Source organism: Candidatus Ozemobacteraceae bacterium, from assembly GCA_035373905.1.
In the GTDB taxonomy this organism is placed as follows: domain Bacteria; phylum Muiribacteriota; class Ozemobacteria; order Ozemobacterales; family Ozemobacteraceae; genus MWAR01.
In genome coordinates this window covers 86,378-104,346 of sequence record DAOSOK010000016.1, presented here as the reverse complement: position 1 = coordinate 104,346, position 17,969 = coordinate 86,378, and the positions used below count along the sequence as shown (strand labels likewise).

Annotated in this window: 16 protein-coding genes; 3 read left to right on the top strand and 13 right to left on the bottom strand. The window is 62.5% G+C overall.

Annotation, left to right across the window (positions count from 1 at the left end):
- Positions 1-14 precede the first annotated feature (14 nt).
- The 3 genes from PLU72_09825 to PLU72_09815 are packed head-to-tail and all read left to right on the top strand — an operon-like array spanning position 15 to position 2,153.
- On the top strand, positions 15-491 hold the full coding sequence (locus tag PLU72_09825) for a chemotaxis protein CheW (protein HOT28478.1): 477 nt from the start codon (positions 15-17) through the stop codon (positions 489-491).
- 1 nt (position 492) lies between these two features.
- Positions 493-1,176: a hypothetical protein gene (locus PLU72_09820; GenBank protein ID HOT28477.1), complete on the top strand. Its 684-nt coding sequence runs from the start codon at positions 493-495 to the stop codon at positions 1,174-1,176.
- Positions 1,173-2,153: a zinc ribbon domain-containing protein gene (locus tag PLU72_09815; GenBank protein ID HOT28476.1), complete on the top strand. Its 981-nt coding sequence runs from the start codon at positions 1,173-1,175 to the stop codon at positions 2,151-2,153. Before PLU72_09820 ends, PLU72_09815 begins: the two co-directional genes overlap by 4 nt.
- A gap of 97 nt (positions 2,154-2,250) precedes the next feature.
- On the opposite strand, the gene PLU72_09810 is transcribed toward PLU72_09815, so the two are convergent.
- The 13 genes from PLU72_09810 to PLU72_09750 all read right to left on the bottom strand — a co-directional run bounded on the left by PLU72_09810 (position 2,251) and on the right by PLU72_09750 (position 17,941).
- Positions 2,251-3,828: a PcfJ domain-containing protein gene (locus PLU72_09810; GenBank protein HOT28475.1), complete on the bottom strand. Its 1,578-nt coding sequence runs from the start codon at positions 3,826-3,828 to the stop codon at positions 2,251-2,253.
- Complete coding sequence (locus PLU72_09805; GenBank protein ID HOT28474.1) at positions 3,825-4,520, bottom strand: hypothetical protein; 696 nt, start codon at positions 4,518-4,520, stop codon at positions 3,825-3,827. Before PLU72_09805 ends, PLU72_09810 begins: the two co-directional genes overlap by 4 nt.
- 256 nt (positions 4,521-4,776) lie before the next feature.
- The gene (locus PLU72_09800) at positions 4,777-5,859 is read right to left on the bottom strand and encodes a hypothetical protein (protein ID HOT28473.1); all 1,083 of its coding nucleotides are present in this window, start codon (positions 5,857-5,859) and stop codon (positions 4,777-4,779) included.
- Between the two features lie 4 nt (positions 5,860-5,863).
- On the bottom strand, positions 5,864-7,162 hold the full coding sequence (locus tag PLU72_09795; GenBank protein HOT28472.1) for a 1-acylglycerol-3-phosphate O-acyltransferase: 1,299 nt from the start codon (positions 7,160-7,162) through the stop codon (positions 5,864-5,866).
- A 13-nt stretch (positions 7,163-7,175) separates the two neighbouring features.
- Positions 7,176-7,760, bottom strand: coding sequence for a hypothetical protein (locus tag PLU72_09790; protein HOT28471.1), 585 nt, complete (start codon positions 7,758-7,760; stop codon positions 7,176-7,178).
- Between the two features lie 88 nt (positions 7,761-7,848).
- Positions 7,849-9,324, bottom strand: coding sequence for an HD domain-containing protein (locus tag PLU72_09785; protein ID HOT28470.1), 1,476 nt, complete (start codon positions 9,322-9,324; stop codon positions 7,849-7,851).
- Between the two features lies 1 nt (position 9,325).
- Entirely contained in the window at positions 9,326-10,783 is a 1,458-nt protein-coding gene (gene gcvPB / locus PLU72_09780; GenBank protein HOT28469.1) for an aminomethyl-transferring glycine dehydrogenase subunit GcvPB, read from the bottom strand.
- Entirely contained in the window at positions 10,780-12,126 is a 1,347-nt protein-coding gene (gene gcvPA, locus PLU72_09775) for an aminomethyl-transferring glycine dehydrogenase subunit GcvPA (GenBank protein ID HOT28468.1), read from the bottom strand. The genes gcvPB and gcvPA overlap by 4 nt, the downstream gene beginning before the upstream one ends.
- A 62-nt stretch (positions 12,127-12,188) precedes the next feature.
- Positions 12,189-12,575 carry a glycine cleavage system protein GcvH gene (gcvH, locus tag PLU72_09770; protein ID HOT28467.1) on the bottom strand — a complete coding sequence of 129 codons (387 nt, stop codon included), beginning with the start codon at positions 12,573-12,575 and terminating at the stop codon, positions 12,189-12,191.
- A gap of 160 nt (positions 12,576-12,735) precedes the next feature.
- The gene (gene glyA, locus PLU72_09765; protein ID HOT28466.1) at positions 12,736-13,974 is read right to left on the bottom strand and encodes a serine hydroxymethyltransferase; all 1,239 of its coding nucleotides are present in this window, start codon (positions 13,972-13,974) and stop codon (positions 12,736-12,738) included.
- 23 nt (positions 13,975-13,997) lie between these two features.
- Positions 13,998-15,086, bottom strand: coding sequence for a glycine cleavage system aminomethyltransferase GcvT (gene gcvT / locus PLU72_09760; protein ID HOT28465.1), 1,089 nt, complete (start codon positions 15,084-15,086; stop codon positions 13,998-14,000).
- Positions 15,087-15,104: 18 nt separating this feature from the next.
- On the bottom strand, positions 15,105-16,769 hold the full coding sequence (locus PLU72_09755; protein ID HOT28464.1) for a formate--tetrahydrofolate ligase: 1,665 nt from the start codon (positions 16,767-16,769) through the stop codon (positions 15,105-15,107).
- Between the two features lie 17 nt (positions 16,770-16,786).
- Positions 16,787-17,941 (bottom strand): alanine--glyoxylate aminotransferase family protein, encoded by a 1,155-nt coding sequence (locus PLU72_09750; protein ID HOT28463.1) that lies wholly within the window; start codon positions 17,939-17,941, stop codon positions 16,787-16,789.
- Positions 17,942-17,969: the final 28 nt, after the last annotated feature.

Genomic DNA, 17,969 nt, shown 5'->3' with positions numbered 1-17,969 from the left:
CTAGAATCGGCATCATGAAAAAGGTACAGACCCGCCAGGAGATCCAGGTCGTCGGTTTCTACATCGGCACCGACGAGTATGCGCTCAACATCGCCAAGGTCCGCGAAATCCAGGCGATGACCGACATCAGGAAAATGCCGAAGGCGCCGAGTTTCGTCGAAGGCGTCATCAATCTCCGCGGGCATATCGTGCCCATCATCGATCTCAGGAAGCGGTTCGATCTGCCCCCCCTGACCGACCAGCACCAGTCCAAGATCCTCATCGTCGATTTCAACCGCAACCTCGTCGGCATGGTCGTGGACAACGTTTCGGAGGTCATCCGCCTGTTTTCCGACCAGATCGAACGCGCACCCGACGTTTTTTCGTACAATATCGGTTCCCAGTATGTTCAGGGCGTGGCGAAGCTGGAAGAACGTCTTATCGTTCTCCTCGACATTGAGAAACTGCTCTCGTTCGACGAGCAGAACCAGCTTGCCGGCCTGAAAAGCTGACATGAATCCTTCTCCGGGAAAAGCGTTGATCGTCAGGAGCAGCGACTCCGGCACGACGTGGCGGGGCTGCCTTTCCTGCGTCGGCTGCGGATGCGTGATTCCTCTTGCCTGTCTCGCCCTCCTCGTAGCCGCAGCGATCTTTTTCCTTCCGCAGTTTTCCGGGAGCTCGTCCCGCGACGCGCATCTTCCCAGGCCCGTCGAGATCACCCGTGAAGACCGCTGGAGCCTCCAGGACAAGCTCGCCGCGGCGTCCGCGCAAGGCACCGTCATGAAGCTCGATCTGACGCTTCCCGAACTGAACCTGCTCCTGGCGAAGATCGATGTGAAGCCGGCGGCCGGATTTGTCCTGAACAGGGCGTGGGCGTTTCTCTCCTCCGACACGCTCTCGATCGTCCTTGACGGCTCGGGCTTCTGGATGCGCAAACTGAACGTGGTTCTTCAGCTCGAATCCGCCGCCCGGGGATTCCGAATTGCAGGAATGCGCTTCGTCGGGTATGATGTTCCGGAGCCGTTCCTCCGGCGCGTGGGCGTTCCGTGGCTCGAGCGCTGGCTCTACGGAGCGGCTGGCGTCCCCGTCGATTTGAACGCCCAGACGGAATACGGGCTCTCGATCGCTTCCGATATCATCACCCTGACAGGTCCGTTCCCCTGGCTTCGAACTTCGCCCACAGGAGAAGGCCGGTGATTCTCGACAGGCTCCCAGACAAAATCTGTTCGCTTCTCTCGATCAGCAATGCCGACGAAGTGCGGCTTGCCTACGAATCGACCTCCGCCTTCGACGGGTCGACAGGCGCCTCCTGGCTAGTCGTTCACCGGTCCCAGGTCCACATCGTGTCGGCCCTCCCGCTCGACGTCCCCCAACTGATCAAAAAGTTCATGGTCCAGGGCGTTTCCTCCCTGAAATGCTCGAAGAGCATCCTCGGAGACATCAGGCTGGAATTCGGCCTCCGGTCCGAACCCCAGCCGTTCGTCTTCGTCATCCCCAGCCTTCTGTCCCACGACTGGGATATACTTAGCGATATATTACAAAGTATATTTGAAGACACGTTCCATCCCGACATGGAGGACGCGTCTCTCGGAAGCGACGCCTTCGCCGCTTCCGCGCCCATCGGCACCGCCCTCGAAGACTCCACCGTCCTCTTCCAGCCGATTTCCGGGGTGAAGGTCGACGTATCGACCATGCAGTCGGTTCTCGACACGACCATGGACGGACTCGCGGACCAGATCAACGTCGAGGTGGCGAACGAGAGTTCCTTCACGATCACCGACGTCCGGAGCGACGCCATGCCGGATCTTCCGGAAAAACCCGTGGCGCGCGAACGCCAGGCGGCTGCAGAGGCGATCAAGAAGAAGAGGTTCAAAGCCTCACAGACGAACCTCATTCCGAAAGAGACGCCAGCCCCGGAAGCCGACTCGAACACGATCCGATGCCCGAAATGCCAGAAGAAAAACAAATCAGACTATATTTACTGTCTCGGATGCGGCAACGAACTCGGTTCGCGCAGAAATGCGCCCTCGCGAAAAGTCGGCAAATCGCCCGACTACGGCTATTCGAGCAGCGAGGCGTCACAGTCGGAAGACGCCTCCGGCTGCATCGTCCAGCTCTTCTACTTCATCATCGGCGTGGGCGCCCTGCTGTTCTTCATCTCGATCGGCAAATAACCCCGAATGAACCCGTTCGCCCTGATATTGTCGAAGGGTGAGATCTTTTCGTGCATTGACAGGCTCAGCATGAACGGAAACGCCAACCTGGATGTTGTCATGCTGGAATCGATCGTGGGACAGGGATCGCAGAAGCGTCTTTCTCGAAGCTTCCGACCAGTTTCGGAGGAACGCCGCTCGATCCGGCCTGTATGGCAGCGGTGAGATCGCCAAACCAGGTCATGACCTGACGGTAGGTGGGCTCTCCCGGCCGCTTGTTCCTGAGACCCGACACCTGGCGCAGTACCGGGCGGCCATTCCCGTCGGCAATCTCGATCGTGACGGGCTCGCCGGCGAGTTCACCATGGAAGAGCTGGCAGTTCCCCGCGGCTGCCTTTCGGGCGTAGGAGCGCACGCAATGCTGCATGCGCTGCGACTCCTCGACGAGGTCTCCGGCCGTCCGGAGGAACCGGATGACGTCCGGGCCCTGCCGCCAGACCAGCAAATCAGCGAAAAGCCCCGGATCGAGAGGGGATTCGGGCGGAAGGGGAGGCTCTTCACCCCGGCCTCGACGGAGGAAATCTGGTAGTTCATGGGCCATCCGCCGGTGCCACCGGTCACACTCCTCGACGAGTTTATCCAGGCGGGTGGAGCGGGCAGGTTGTCGCCCCGTCGCCTGTATGAAATCCGTGAGACTCCCCAGAAATCGTTCCTGCGCATACCCCTGATTTCCTTCCGGCCATTTCTCGCGGGCCAGCCTGGCAATGTCGATGGCATGCCGTGAGGTGAAGGCGAGAAAGGAGGTGCGCGCGGAGAGCGAGAGATGCTCTACGGCTTTCAACGATGACTCGCACTGGATGTCATACCAGGCCTGATTGTCCATCGGATCGGAAGGGATGTCCTCGGGAACGACGGCCCCATGCGGCAGGCGCCAGAGCAGGGAAGGCGAGATGCGGATACCGGCCCCCGAGATGCGCCTGCGCTGGTCCCGGCACCTCTCCGCAGGCTCTCGGTTTCCCGTGATCAACCGCCAGAACTCGACGGTGGTGTCCAGGACCTTCCCGAGCCGTTCACCCCTGACGATGCTTTCGAGCAGGATGTTGAGCCGGTGATCGCCGAGAGAATCCATCTTTCGGGCCATGATCAGCACCCCCGGGCAGACCTTCGCCATCTGGGCAATCCGGCCCGTCCGGTCGTTGGCGATCTGGCCATAGATCCACCAGCGCATGGACCCGTCGGCAGGAAAGAGTCCGGCAATCTGGGCGGCTTCAGGGATGAGACAACGGACCAGGTGCCGTTGGAATGCCCGGAGCGAATCGGTAACGTCTTTTCGCTTCGGCAGGTTCGCTTTTCTGAGAAGGCGATCGTCGGCGCACGCCTTCTCAAAACTCACATCGAAAAAAGGATCGGACCCGTCGGCACTTCCGGCCCCCGGTTCGAAGATGAGGTCCAACCGGGGAGTGATGAAGCCTGCCCGGAAGGAAACGGGTGGTCTGACCTGCACCGCCAAAGCCCAGAGCAACAGTCGCTCGACCCGATCGCCATGCATTGGAATATGCCGGAAGAGTCGGGCAGCAGCACCGCCTTCGTGAGATTCGACCTCGAGGGCCACATCTTCCCCGATCGAGACAGAACCCTTCTCCGTGGCCGCGCGTTCGTCATCTATCCGGAAAAGCAGGGTGTTGAAACTCTTCATGTCGGCGTTTTCCCCTCAGCGTTCGTCCGCCTCTTTCCTGTCGCGATAAAATTGAACATCAGCTCGCCTCTGCCAAAAGCAGGATCGATGATCGAGGCAAGGACGATATTGCAGTCTTCCGAGACACTCTTCTGGAACCATGATGTGGCCCGATTGATCGTCTGCAGTGAGATGGTATGGGCTGCGGAAATCGAGACCAGGAAGGAGGTGTAATCGAGGAGCGAAGCCCGCTGGACGGAGGTTCCCAGAGCCATCTCGACAGCATCTTCAGCAGCACAGTCGCCATGGCCGTAGCCAAACCTGATGCTCGACAGACCTCCGCCGGAGAGAATGGCTCTGACATCCGAATAATCCGTCCCGATGAATCCAGGATCGGTGATGGGTTCCACGCAGGTCCGGACGGCCATCAGGAAGGCTTGCTCGAGCCGCAGGCAAGCCTCTTCGGGACTGACGTCGCCAGCCCGGTCAGAATTGATCAGCCGATCGCGGTCGAGGAGAATGACACTGTCGGCAGCTGCTTCAAACCCGCGCAGGACGTTTTCCAGATCGGGAAGCGCCCGCCCCTGTTCGACGGAAGAGGGTTGAGCCGCGATCACCAGCGTCAGAACCCCCTGCCTCCGGCCCTGCCCGGCGAGCGTCGTCGTCATCCTGATCCCGGTCGGGTCGTCGATCAGCACGACGAGCAGGATCATGTGGGCTGGGAATATCGATGCGAATATATCGGGCCCGATTCCATCCTCTGCGTTGTTCTCATGAGGAAGGATAGTGACGAACCGTGCGCCGGGCACCTGCGCCTCAGCGATGCGCCGTACAACCTTCACACCGCCATTTCCGACTCCCACGACCCGGATTTCGGCGGTATCCGCAATGGGTTGATTGAAATCGTATGCCATCACCCTCAGCATACCGATGCACGACGACAGAGGGTGTCGCGGGGGAAAAGAGCGCCTAGACTCCCGCCGGGAGGGATTCCGCGCCGGTCAGTTCGGCGCCGTTTCTGACGTAGAGGGGGTAGTCGCGGCCCAGGTGTTCGAGGGCGGAAAGAAGCCCCGCGTGGTCGGGCCATTCCTCGACCGAGACCGTCTGGGTGTCATGACTGCCCATCAGGAGGGCGCGCCACGGGCCGCCGGATGCGGGCCTCTGGGCGAGCTCGACAACGGTCCTGCGGTCTTCGACGGCGATGACGCGCCCGATTTCGGAGCCCACGATGACGGGCGGGCGGGCCTCGCGGGAGATTCCCTGCAGGGAGCCGATATCGATCCCGACGAGCATGCTGCGGCCGCGGGTCCGGAAGGGGTATGCCCAGGCTTCGAGCGTCAGGGTCGCCGTCACGATCGCCGGGGAGAGAGACTTTCGGGAGTATCCGAAGAGCTCGCGTCCGATGAGGGCGACGGGCTTCATGCGCGGCGGCACGGGGCCCGTTCCCGCCCCGACGAGAATGAGCGAGCGGACGTCGCCGAGCAGCCTGCCGACGGCCCTCATGAACTGGTCGCACTCCTGGCGGTTCGTGAAAGGATCGTCGAGCCAGAACCCCGCCACATCGAGGGCGGCCAGGCCCGGCACCGCCTCGAGCATCGAGATGCAGCCGGTCGCGCCGGGATCGGCCATGAGTTCGCCGGTCCGGACACGAATGAGAATCGGGGCCCGTCTGCCGTAGGCCTGGGCCGCATTCGAGGCGACGATCGCCTCGGACGTCTGGCCAATGGTCACGGTGAAGCCGTTCCTGACGGCCTCGGCGATGACTCCTGCCGAAGCGGGCGGAGCCAGGACGCGAACCCAGCCTTCCTCGGAAACGGCGTCGCTGCCGGTCAGTCGGAAACCGCGGCTGGCGTATCCCCACGCCGCGCGGCGCTTCAGTTCAGGGGCGATGTGGCGCCAGGCGCGTGCCAGAATTGGCGACCGGAGATCGACCGACCATTCGATCGCACCCGAGGGTGGAACGTTTCCGAGAAGGGCCGGCAGGTCGAGCGTCAGCCAGCAGGGGGCGTCCCATGGCGGGATTCCCGGGGTGAACGACACGGCCTGCGTCATCGTCTCAGGCGGCCGTTCCGTTCGTCTTCGGCGAATCGGCCTGCATGGAGAAATTCGGATCGGGTTCTTCGACCGAGTCGTCACGGACCGGATGTCCCATCAGCGCTTCGCCGATGGCGCAGACGCGCTCGTAGGCCAAATCCTGGATCTCCTGTTCGGTGCGTCCCGCCTGAAGCATGCCTGGAACGTCGACCGGCTCGCCGAACCCGATCTTCAGCGCCACGGGACGCGGAATCGACGTTCCGTTCGGATTCAGCAGATGGTTGTTGGCGATGTAGGCCGGAAGAATCGGAACCTTCTGCCGGATCGCGAACTTGATGGCGCCTGGCTTGAACGGGCGTATCAACCCCCGGAGGTTCCGGGTCCCTTCCGGGAAAATGCCGAGAACGTGCCCGTCGGCGAGCACGCGAAGGGCCGTCTTGATCGTCGTGGGATCGGGTTTCGCTCGGTCGACCGGGAACGCGAGCGCCTTCCGCAGGAACCAGCCCGTCATCGGGTTGTCGAACGCTTCTTTCTTGACCATGATATAGGTCGGGTGGGGAAGTGAAGAACCAAGTATAATACCGTCATATATAGAAGCATGGTTCGCGACGACGAGATACGGAGGCTTCGCCGGAACGTGCTCGAGCCCCGTGACGGTCCATCGGTTGTAGATGCGGAAGAAGACGCTTCCGATGAATTTGACGAGACGGTAGAACGTGTGGGACGGAGCCGTCTTCGCAAGCTTGCCCTCGTTTCCGCCGTGCGTTCCGAAGAGGAACTTCGTCGTGCGCCAGAGCATCCAGGCGAGGGCGATCGCCGCGAGCACGGGCACGACAAGGGAAAGAACCGTTCCGACGCCGACGATGATCTCTTCGACCAGGCTGATCAAGGGATTCGCGATTCCGCCGGTCGCGGCGGTGGAGACGGCGCGCATCCCGGCCTTTCCGGCGTGCATCGAGACCGTCGCCCCCTGGCCGAGGACGAGGGCGATCATCATGAAGACGGACTTCAGGTCGCCGTCCGGAATGATCATCATGGTCAGCACGGCCGAGAGAGCCATCTTGACCGGCAGCTGGATCATGTCGAGCAGATGGTCGACCGCCGGGATCTTGTCGCCGAGGAACTCAACGACGGTCGCGACGGCGAGCGCCGCGAGAACCGGCGTCGAGGCGAGAAACTCCAGGCCCGACCCGATGTGGAGCCAGGCGGGGAAGAACCGGTAGACGATCCCGATCAGCAGGGGGGGAAGAAACGCCCTGAAACCGGTGCATGCGGACAGACAGACGCCCGCCACCACGGGAATGACGTATTCGACGCCCATGGAGCAAAGCTCCTTACTTCACCAGTTCGGGCATCTTCAGCGAAATCCGGCGAACGGCTTCCTTGTTGCCCGTCGACTCGAACAATCGCATGGCTTTGGCATACGACGCATAGGCTTTTTCGTTCATCCCTAGAAGCGCCTGGACGCCCGCGATATCCTCATGCACGATGGCCTCCCACGCGGGATCAGGCGTGGCAACGAGCCGCCCGAGGATCGATTGATACCGCACCAGCGCCGACATCGGCCGGTCCATGTCGCGCAGCGACCTGGCCGCCCAGACGAGAGGACCGACGGAGTAGGGGGTGCCGGCATGCTGTCTTCGCTGGATCTCTGCCGCCTCGTCGATGACCCTGACGGCCTCCATGGTCATGCCGCGCTTCGCCAGCTCGATCGCCGCGCCGGTAACGGCGTCACCGGAAACGTCGCATATCGTCGCGTCCGGAATGACGACGACGCTTTCGGCCTTTTCGGGGCCGCACGTGTCGCACGCGTCACAGGACCCGCAACCCGCTTCGGCGATCGATGCTCCGGCGATCGCAATCATGCCGGCAAGAACAACGCTCAAAATGGGGTGTTTCAAGCAACCTGTCGTTTTCATCCTGCACTCCTTTTGAGATCACTATACCCGAATTGTATGATAGACCCGCCCGCAAAAAAATCATATTTCACCAGAAAAATGCAATAGGTCACTCCGGCTGACGCCCGCTCAGAAGGGCTGAGACGAAGTTCATCGCTGACGCCTTGTCTTTGAGCTGGCCGAGATGCTGGGCCTCTTTCACGGCTTCGAGAATCTCGCGAAACTTGGGACCGGGTTTCATCCCGAAGGCGGTCATCAGGTCCGTCCCGTTGATCAGCGGCGCCTGTTTCGCGTATTCCATCTGCCGATAGAAGTCGGACATGATGCTCTCGATGCCTTTTTCGAACTGTTCCATGTCATCCCGGCTCTCGGGGCCTTGGGCCGCCTGGCGGTCGGCCAGCGACATCATCGCGATGCCGACGCCTTCGCGGCCCGTTTCCGAGTAGTACCGGAACAGGCGGCGGTCGGAAAGACCTTCCTGGAGAATCACACCTGGGCGCATGTGGTTCTTGACGACGAGCATCAGGAACTGAAGCTCCGCTGTCGATAGCTTCAGTCGCTCGGCGACTTCTCTGCAGATTCTCACGCCTTCCATCTCATGGCCGTGAAACACGATGCGGCCGTCGTCTTCCCGTTCCTTCCGGCAGGCGAGCTTGCCGACATCGTGGAGCAGGCAGGCGAACTTGAACAACTGTCGATAGGTGCGGTTTCCTGAGACATGCTCGTCCAGGAACTTCCTGAGCTTCTTCCACCCCTCGACAGGCGCGTCCGTTCGCGAAAGCAGTTTTTCGAAGCACCGGAGCGCCTCGATCGTGTGATCGTACACGTCGAGGTGATGCCACCCGTTCTGGACGACGCCCCGCGTCGCCTCGAGTTCGGGCAGGATCTGCCCGAGCACCCCGAGCCGAGACATGCGGTCGATCCAGGCGGCGCTGTCGGGGGCATCGAGCACCTTGAACAGTTCGTCGCGGATGCGTTCGCCAGAAACCCCCGCCAGTAGCGGCGCGTCGCGGCGAATGGCATCTGTCAATTCATCGTCGAACGTCATGTCCAGGACGGCCCCGAACCGGAAAGCCCGCATCACCCGCAGGGGATCGTCGGTGAATGCCGTCGGGGCACACATTTTCAGGCGCTTCTCGGCGAGATGCCTCGCGCCCTCGAGGGGATCGAACGCCGGCAGGACGGCTTCGAGCAGCGGCCACGCGACGCGAACGGCGATCGCGTTGATCGTGAAATCGCGGCCCCGAAGGTCACCTTCGATGCCCGGCGCACGGAAGCGGGCAATATCGACGGTGAACGTCTTTCCCTCGAACGTCCGCACGATGCGGGCGACTTCGTGCTCCTCGTCGAGCATGACGAAACCGCTCTTCTTGTTTCGGGCGTAGGTGTTCGCCTGGGCGACGAACGGCACCGATACGGCCAGATCGCAATCGGCGATCTCCGTGGCTCCGAGCATCAGGTCGCGCACAGCGCCGCCCACGAGCCAGATCTCGGCGCCGGGAGCGTTTTTCAGCTCGTACAAAACCTCCCGCAGGAGGCCGAGGGCCGTCTGCGGGAGGGTTACGGTCTGGATGTCGGAACTCACGTCACGGACGCCGTTTGAAGAAATTGATGTCCGGCTTGCGCGCCGCGAGCGCCTCGTCGAGTCGGGTCACCGGCGTCGTGTAGGGCGCGCCCTTGACCTTCTCGGGATCGTTCATCGCCTCGTCGGCGATTTTTTCCATGACGGCGATGAACTCGTCCATCGTCTGCTTGCTTTCGGTCTCGGTCGGCTCGATCATGATGGCCTCCTCGACGATGAGCGGGAAGTAGACGGTCGGCGCGTGGTAGCCGTAGTCGAGCAGGCGCTTGGCGATGTCGAGCGTCTTGACGCCTTTCTCGGCGAACGGCTTGCCCGTCAGGACGAACTCGTGCTTGCAGGTGCGGTCGTAGGCCAGCTTGAACCGTTTTTGGAGCCGCCGCATCATGTAGTTCGCGTTCAGGACGGCGTACGAACTCGCGTTTTTCAAGCCTTCCGCCCCGAGGGTGAGTATGTAGGCATACGCCCGCACCAAAACGCCGAAACTGCCCAGGAACGTGCGCACCGGGCCGATCGAATCGGAGTGCTTGTCCGAGATCTTGAACTTCTTGCCGTCGAAGAGAACGCGGGGACTCGGGAGGAAACCGGCAAGGTGCGCCTTCACGCCGACCGGGCCCGCGCCGGGGCCGCCGCCTCCGTGCGGGGTCGAGAAGGTCTTGTGCAGGTTCACGTGGACGATGTCGAAGCCCATATCGCCCGGCCGCGACCAGCCCATGATGGCGTTGAGGTTGGCGCCGTCGTAGTAGAGCAGGCCATCTACACCATGCACTATTTTTGCGATCTCGGTGAGGTTCTCGTCGAAGAGGCCGAGTGTGTTCGGGTTCGTCAGCATCAGGCCCGCGACGTCCGGCGTCGTCTTGGCCCGCAGGTCGTCGAGGTCGATGCCGCCGCGTTCCGAGGTCTTGACGTTGACTACCTCGAAGCCCAGCATCGCCGCCGAGGCCGGGTTCGTGCCGTGACCCGCGTCGGGGATGAGGATCTTCGTCTTGGTCTTCGCGTTTTTCTTCTTGCGGTGATATGCCTTGATGATGAGCAGGCCGGTCAGTTCACCATGCGCGCCGGCGGCCGGCTGCAGGGTGAAGGCGTCCATGCCGCAGATCTCGCCCAGCGCGAGCTCGAGCCGGTGGAGCAGTTCGAGGGCGCCCTGGATCGTCTCCTCGGGCTGGTAGGGATGCAGGTCGGCATGTCCCTGAAGCCGCGCCACATCCTCGTTTACCTTCGGATTGTATTTCATCGTGCAGGAACCGAGCGGATAGAAACCTACATCGACCGCATGGTTCAACCGTGACAGCCGCGTGAAGTGACGCACCACGTCGATTTCCGACAACGAGGGGAGAGGAAGCTCCTTCCGGAGCATCTTCGCAGGGATGTGGTCCGTCGGATCGATCTCGGGCACATCGAGTTTCGGAAGTGTATAGCCACGCCGTCCGTCGACGGACAGCTCGAACAACAGGGGTTCCGTCATTCCGTCAGCCCTCCGAGCAGTTCGCAGTAATGGTCGAGTTCCTCAGCCGTGCGCTTTTCGGTGACGGCCACGAGCAGATGATCCTTCAGGTTCGGATACCAGCGTTCGAGCAGAACGCCGCCGAGCACGCCCTGTTTCGCCATTTTGCCGAGCAGTTTTTTCGCGTTCGGCACCTTGATGACGAACTCGTGCAGGAACGGGGCCGCGAACGGGAAGGAAACGGCCGGAACCCTCGCGGCCAGTTCCTTTTTGAGGTGATGCGCCTTCTGGAACCCCTGGTTCGCGACGTCGCGGATGCCCTCCCGGCCGAGGAGACTCATGTAGATCGTCGCGTTCAGGGCCATCAGCGCCTGGTTCGAGCAGATGTTGCTGCCGGCCTTCTCGCGCCGGATGTGCTGCTCGCGCGCCTGGAGGGTCAGGACGAAGCCGCGGCGGCCGTTCTTGTCGCAGGTCGCCCCGGTGATCCGTCCCGGCACCTTGCGGAGCAGGGCTTCCTTACAGGCCATGAAGCCGAGCGACGGGCCGCCGAAGCTCATCGGGATGCCGAGCGACTGGCCTTCGCCGCAGACGATGTCCGCGCCGAGATCGCCGGGGGCCGTCAGCATACCGAGCGCTATCGGATCAGCCGTGACGATGAGCAGGGCGCCGACGTTGTGCGCCATGTTGGCAAGCGCCTCGAGATCCTCGACCGAGCCGAAGAAGTTCGGATACCCGGCGACGACGGCGGCCGTCGAGTCGTTGACCAGCTCCGACAGCTTCGCCAGGTCGGTAACGCCGTCCTCGCACGGGGCGGCGACGAGCTCGATGCCCATCTGCGTGTTGATCGTCTTCGCGACGCGGCGGTACTCGGGGTGGACCGTCTCGGGAAGGATCACGCGGCTCCGGCCCGTCTGGGCCTTCGCCATGTTGATCGCCTCGACGAGGGCGGTGCCGGCCTCGTACATCGAGGCGTTCGACACATCCATGCCCGTCAAGCCGCAGATCAGGCTCTGATACTCGTAGATCGCCTGGAGGGTTCCCTGCGAGATCTCGGCCTGATAGGGCGTGTAGGCGGTGAAAAAGTCGCCGCGCAACAGCAGGTGATTTATAGCGGCAGGAATATAATGATCGTAGATCCCGGCGCCGAGGAAGCTGAGCATCTCGGTGGTGCCGTAATTCCCGTCCGCCATTTCGCACATCTCGTCGACCGTCTCGGACTCGCTCAAGCCGGCCGGCAAGTTGAGGGGCCGGTTGAGCCGGAGCTCGGCCGGTATTTCCGCGAACAGGTCATCGATGCTCTTGACGCCGATCGCCTCGAGCATCGCCTTGACCTCCGCCTGGGTGTGAGGCAGATAGCTACCCATGTTTCCGGATTCTCCTGAAGACCTGAGTCTTACTCGTCAGCAGTTCCTGGTCTGCAGCCCGATCAGTGGCCGCAGGTCTCGCAATGTTTCTCGTAGGCGGCCGCGTCGATCATCTCATCCGCTTCGGCCGGGTTGCTCAATTCGATCTCGAGGATCCATCCCTTGCCGTACGGGTCGGTGTTGACGTGCGCGGGATCCGTGTCGAGCTCGTCGTTCTTCTTGACGACCTTGCCGCTGAGGGGGGCGAATATGTCGGAGACGGTTTTGACCGACTCGACGACCCCGAAGGTCTTGCCCTTCTCGAGCTTGGTGCCCACGTGCGGCATGTCGACGAACACGACGTCGCCGAGCTGATGCGCGGCATACTCGGTGATGCCGATGACGGCGGTCTTTCCTTCGATTCTCGCCCACTCGTGTTCCTTGGTGTACTTCAGGTTTGGAGGATTCATGTCTCTGCTCCTGTAAATGTTTTTCAACGCAATGTCGTATGAACACCCGGCGGAAAGCGGCAGCCCGCCGCCGGGATTCTACCATATACCTTCACGCTTCCGCCTCCCCCGCGAACGGGACAAGGCGTTTCCGCGGCTCCGCGACGAAATCGCTGCCCGCTCACAACCGATAATAGGGGAACCGGTCGCAGATGTTCTGAACCTTCGCGCGGACGTCCTTCAGGTTCGTCGCGTCTTCCGGTTTCGACAGGACCTGATCGATCAGAGCCGCGATATCGCTCATGACCTCGGGGGTCATGCCGCGGGTCGTGACGGCGGGGGTGCCGATCCGGATGCCAGAAGTCACGAAGGGCGACTGCGGGTCATTCGGGATCGTGTTCTTGTTGACGGTGATGCCGGCGATGTCGAGGGCCTTCTCGGCGAGCTTGCCGGTCACGTTCTTGTTTCGCACGTCGACGAGCATCAGGTGGTTGTCGGTCCCGCCCGAAACGAGCCGGAAACCGTGCGACTGGAGGCCCTTCGCGAGCGCCTGGGCGTTGTCGAGGATCTTCTGCTGATACACCCTGAACGACGGGTCGAGGGCTTCCTGAAACGAGACGGCCTTGGCCGCCACCGCGTGCATGAGCGGGCCTCCCTGCAGGCCGGGGAAGATCGACTTGTCGAGCGCCTTCGCCCACTTTTCCCTGCACAGAACCATCCCGCCGCGCGGGCCGCGCAGGGTCTTGTGCGTCGTGGTGGTCACGAAATCGGCGTACGGAACCGGGCTCGGATGCAGACCGGCGGCGACGAGGCCGGCGATATGGGCCATGTCGACGCACAGCACGGCATCGACTTTGTCGCAGATGGCGCGGAACTTCGCGAAATCGATGACGCGCGGATACGCCGAGGCGCCCGCCATGATCATCTTCGGCTTGTGCTGCAGCGCCAGCTTCTCGAGCGCGTCGTAATCGATCGTCTCGGTCTTGTCATCGACGCCGTAGGGCACGACGTTGTAGATCAGGCCGCTGAAGTTGACGGGGCTGCCGTGCGTGAGGTGACCGCCGTTCTGGAGGTTCATGCCCAGGTAGGTCTCGCCCGGCTTCATGACGGTCAGGTACACCGCCATGTTGGCCTGGCTGCCCGAATGGGGCTGAACGTTCGCATGCTCGGCGCCGAACAGCTTGCAGGCGCGCTCACGCGCGAGATTCTCGGCCTCGTCGACGACCTCGCAGCCGCCGTAATACCGCTTGCCCGGATACCCCTCGGCGTATTTGTTCGTCAGGACCGAGCCCAAAGCCTCGATGACGGCTTCCGACACGAAGTTCTCGGAGGCGATCAGCTCGATCTGGCTCATCTGGCGCCGGCGCTCCTTCCCGATGATCTCGTGGATCGCGGGATCGATCTTTTCAAGCAAACCCATATATATCTCCTTCTATTGATGACTCACGCCTTGGGGCGCACGTAGAACGGGGTGGAGATGACGGTGGCGGGAACCGGCTTGCCACGCACTTCGATGTCGAACGTCGAGCCGATCTCCTTCAGCGAGGGCGGCACGTAGGCGAGGCCGATGTTCTTTTTCAGGGTGGGGGACATGGTGCCGGAGGTGACTTCTCCGACCTTTTTCCCCTTGTACAGGACGGGATACCCGTGGCGCGGGGCCGGCCCCTTTCCCATCTCGAAGCCGACCAGCGTTTTCTGGGTGCCCTTCTGCTTCTGCTGTCTGATGACGTCGCTGCCGTTGAAGTCGCCCTTGCCGAGCTTCACGGTCCAGTCGAGATTCGCCTCGATTGGGGTGGTGCCGTCGTGAATGTCGTTGCCGTACAGCATCAGTCTGGCTTCGAGACGCAGGGTATCGCGGGCGCCGAGGCCGATGGGCTTGATGCCGAAAGATTTCCCGGCTTCCATCAGGGCGTTCCACATCTCGACGCATTTTTCGGCGGGGAAATACAGCTCAAAGCCGTCTTCGCCCGTATAGCCGGTGCGGCTGATGATCGTCGGGATGCCGTTCACCTTCCCGTCGGTGAACCAGTAGAACTTGATCGCCTTGAGGTTCTGGCGGGTCAGCTTCTGCAGGATCTCCTGCGCCTTCGGGCCCTGGATCGCGATCAGGCCGGTGATGTCCGAATGGTTCTCGAATTGCACGTCTCCCGACAACTGGGAGCTGATCCAGGCAAAATCCTTATCGATATTCGCCGCGTTCACGACGAGCAGAAACTTCTCGGGGTTCCACCGGTACACGAGCAGGTCGTCGACGATCGAGCCGTCGGGCCGGCACATCGGAGTATAGGCGATCTGCCGGTCGGAGATGAACTCCGCGTCCTGGCAGACGATGCGCTGGACGTTCGCCATCGCGTCGGGGCCGGAGAGCCAGAATTCGCCCATGTGGAACAGGTCGAAAAGCCCGGCCTTGGTGCGCACGGTCTCGTGCTCTTCGATGATCGACGTATACTGCACCGGCATATACCAGCCGCCGAAATCGATCATCCGCGCGCCAAGCGCCTCGTGAACGGAACACAACGGGGTCTTGTTCATCGTTCCCTCCTTGCGGGTTCAAAACAGGCCGGTGATCCGGCCCGCGTTATCCACATCGATTCGTTCCGCCGCGGGCGCCTTCGGCAGCCCCGGCATCGTCATGATCTCCCCGGCAAGCGCGACGACGAAGCCGGCCCCTGAGGAGAGCCGCGCCTCGCGCACGGTCACCTTGAAGCCACGCGGCCGCCCGATCATCGACGGCACGTCTGTGAGCGAGTGCTGCGTCTTCGCCATGCAGACCGGCAGGTCGCCGCAGCCCATCTGTTCGAACTGCGCCAACGCCTTTTTCGCAGGCTCGAGGATATCGACCGCCGCCGCGCCGTAGCAGCTCCGGGCGATCACATTGATCTTCTCGATCAAGGGGATATCGAGCGAATACAACGGCTGGAACGCGTGTTCCCGGCTTCGGAGCAGCTCGTCGACCTTGCGGGCCAGCTCCAGACTGCCTTCTCCGCCGTTCGCCCACGCCGTGGAAACGGCCGCCACGCCCCCCGCCTCCTCGACGGCGTTCTTCACCATCGCGATCTCTGCGTCGGTGTCGTCGGGGAACCGGTTGATCGCGACGATCGACGGCAGGTTGAACATCCGGATGTTCTCGATATGCTTCGCGAGGTTCTCGAAGCCGCGGCTGAGTTCCACCATGTGTTCGCGCGCCAGGTCGGCTTTCGCGACGCCGCCGTGGTATTTCAGGGCCCTCATGGTCGCGACGATCACGACGACCTGCGGGTTGAGTCCCGCGATACGGCACTTGATGTCGAAGAATTTTTCCGCGCCCAGCTCGGTGGCGAAGCCCGCCTCGGTAAGAACCACGTCGCCGAGCTTGTGCGCGAGCCGCGTGGCCGCGAGGCTGTTGCAGCCGTGGGCGATGTTCGCGAACGGCCCGCCGTGAATGAAGGCAGGCGTGCCTTCGGCGGTCTGAACGAGATTCGGCTTGAATGCGTCGCGAAGAACGGCCGCCATCGCGCCCTGAGCATGCAGATCGCGGGCGAACACGGGGGCGCCCGACGTCGTGAACCCGACCAGGATGCAGCCGAGTCGCTTTTTCAGGTCGGCGATATCCGATGCGAGAGAAAGGACCGCCATCACCTCCGAGGCGGCGGTGATGTCGAAGCCCGTCTCGCGCACCCAGCCGTTCGCCGGGCCGCCGAGGCCGCACACGATCGTGCGCAGCGCCCGGTCGTTCATGTCCATGACGCGGCGGAACTGGATGCGGCGCGGGTCGAGGCCCAGCGCATTGCCTTGCATGAGGTGATTGTCGATCAGCGCCGCCAGCAGGTTGTGCGCTGTCGAGACGGCATGAATGTCGCCCGTGAAATGGAGGTTGATGTCCTCCATCGGGACGACCTGGGCCCGGCCGCCGCCCGCGGCCCCGCCCTTGACGCCGAAGACAGGTCCCATCGAGGGTTCGCGAAGACAGATGATCGATCGCCGGCCGATGATGCGGAGGGCGTCGCCGAGACCGATCGTCATCGTCGTTTTCCCTTCGCCCGCGGGCGTCGGGGTCATCGCCGTCACGAGAACCAGCTTCGCGTCGGGCTCGCCAGACAGCCGCTCGAGAACGCCGTGGGCGATCTTCGCCTTGTGCGGACCGTACAACTCGATCTCGTCCGGCTTCAGCCCGATGTCGGCCGCCAGCAGCCCGATCGGGCGAGGGTGGGGGCCCGTCGCCGACCGCTTCGACACGCTCCTGGAAACGGGATTCATTGTGCGAAGTAGCCGAGAAGCGCTTTCATGCCGGCGCCCGGCTCTTTCTGGAAGCCGAGGCGAACGAGGGCGATCTCGAGCAGGCCGACCGTCGCGATGATTTCGCGTTCGGAGATCGCGCCGATCGTCGTGATGCGGAACGCCTTGTCGGCGATCTCGCCCTGGCCTCCAGCGATCAGCACGCCGAAGTTGTCGCGGATCTCGCTCACGATCTTCTTCGGGTGAATGCCGGCCGGCGCGTTGATGACCGTCAGCACGTCGGAACGGGCGTCGGGCTGCGTGAAGATCGTCAGGCCCATCGCCTTGAGGGCGGTCCGGAGGCCTTCGGCCAGCCGGTGATAATGTTTCAGCACGTTTTCGAAGCCGATCCGGTCGATCTTGTGCAGGGCCGCCTGGAGCTGGTACATGACCGAGATGGCGGGCGTCCAGGGAAACGCGGGAATCGCGAGCTCCTGGTTCTTTTTATACTGCTTGAGATCGAAATAGAAGCCGTGGCAGTCGACCTTCTCGAGCTTCGCCATGGCGCGCGTCGACAGGGCGATCATGCCGACGCCGGGCGGCGTCAGCAGGCCCTTCTGGGACGCCGAGACGGCCACGTCGACGTGCCAGCCGTCCATGTCGAAGGGAAGGGCGCCGATGCCAGAAACGCCGTCGGTGATGAACAGCTTGCCCCGCTCGTGCAGCAGCTCGCCGATCGCCTTCAGGTCGTTGTGGACGCCGGTGGAGGTCTCGTTGAACGTGACCGTGACGCCGGAGATCGACGGATGCGCGTCGAGCATCTGGCGGATGTCCTCGACCTTCGCGCGATGCCCCCACTGGTATTTCAGCGGGATGGCGTTCAGCTTGAACGCCTTCGCGATCTGGGTGAACCGCTCGCCGAACGAGCCGGTCTCGACGGTCAGGACCGTTTCGCCCTGGTTGAACATATTGGCGATCGCCGTTTCCATCACGCCGGTGCCGGACGAAAGGGTGAGATACAGCTCGCCTTTCGTTTTGAAGATCTTCTTCAGCCGGTCGACGCAGTCGGTGTAGAGCGGCGAGAAATCCGTCGTGCGGTGATGGCGAAGGGGGCGTGCCCCGGCGAGCAGTATTTCTGAATCCAGCTCCACCGGCCCCGGGGTCATCAGAAGAACATCCTGGTCCATCGTCATACTCATTCCCATCCTATATTGTTATTTA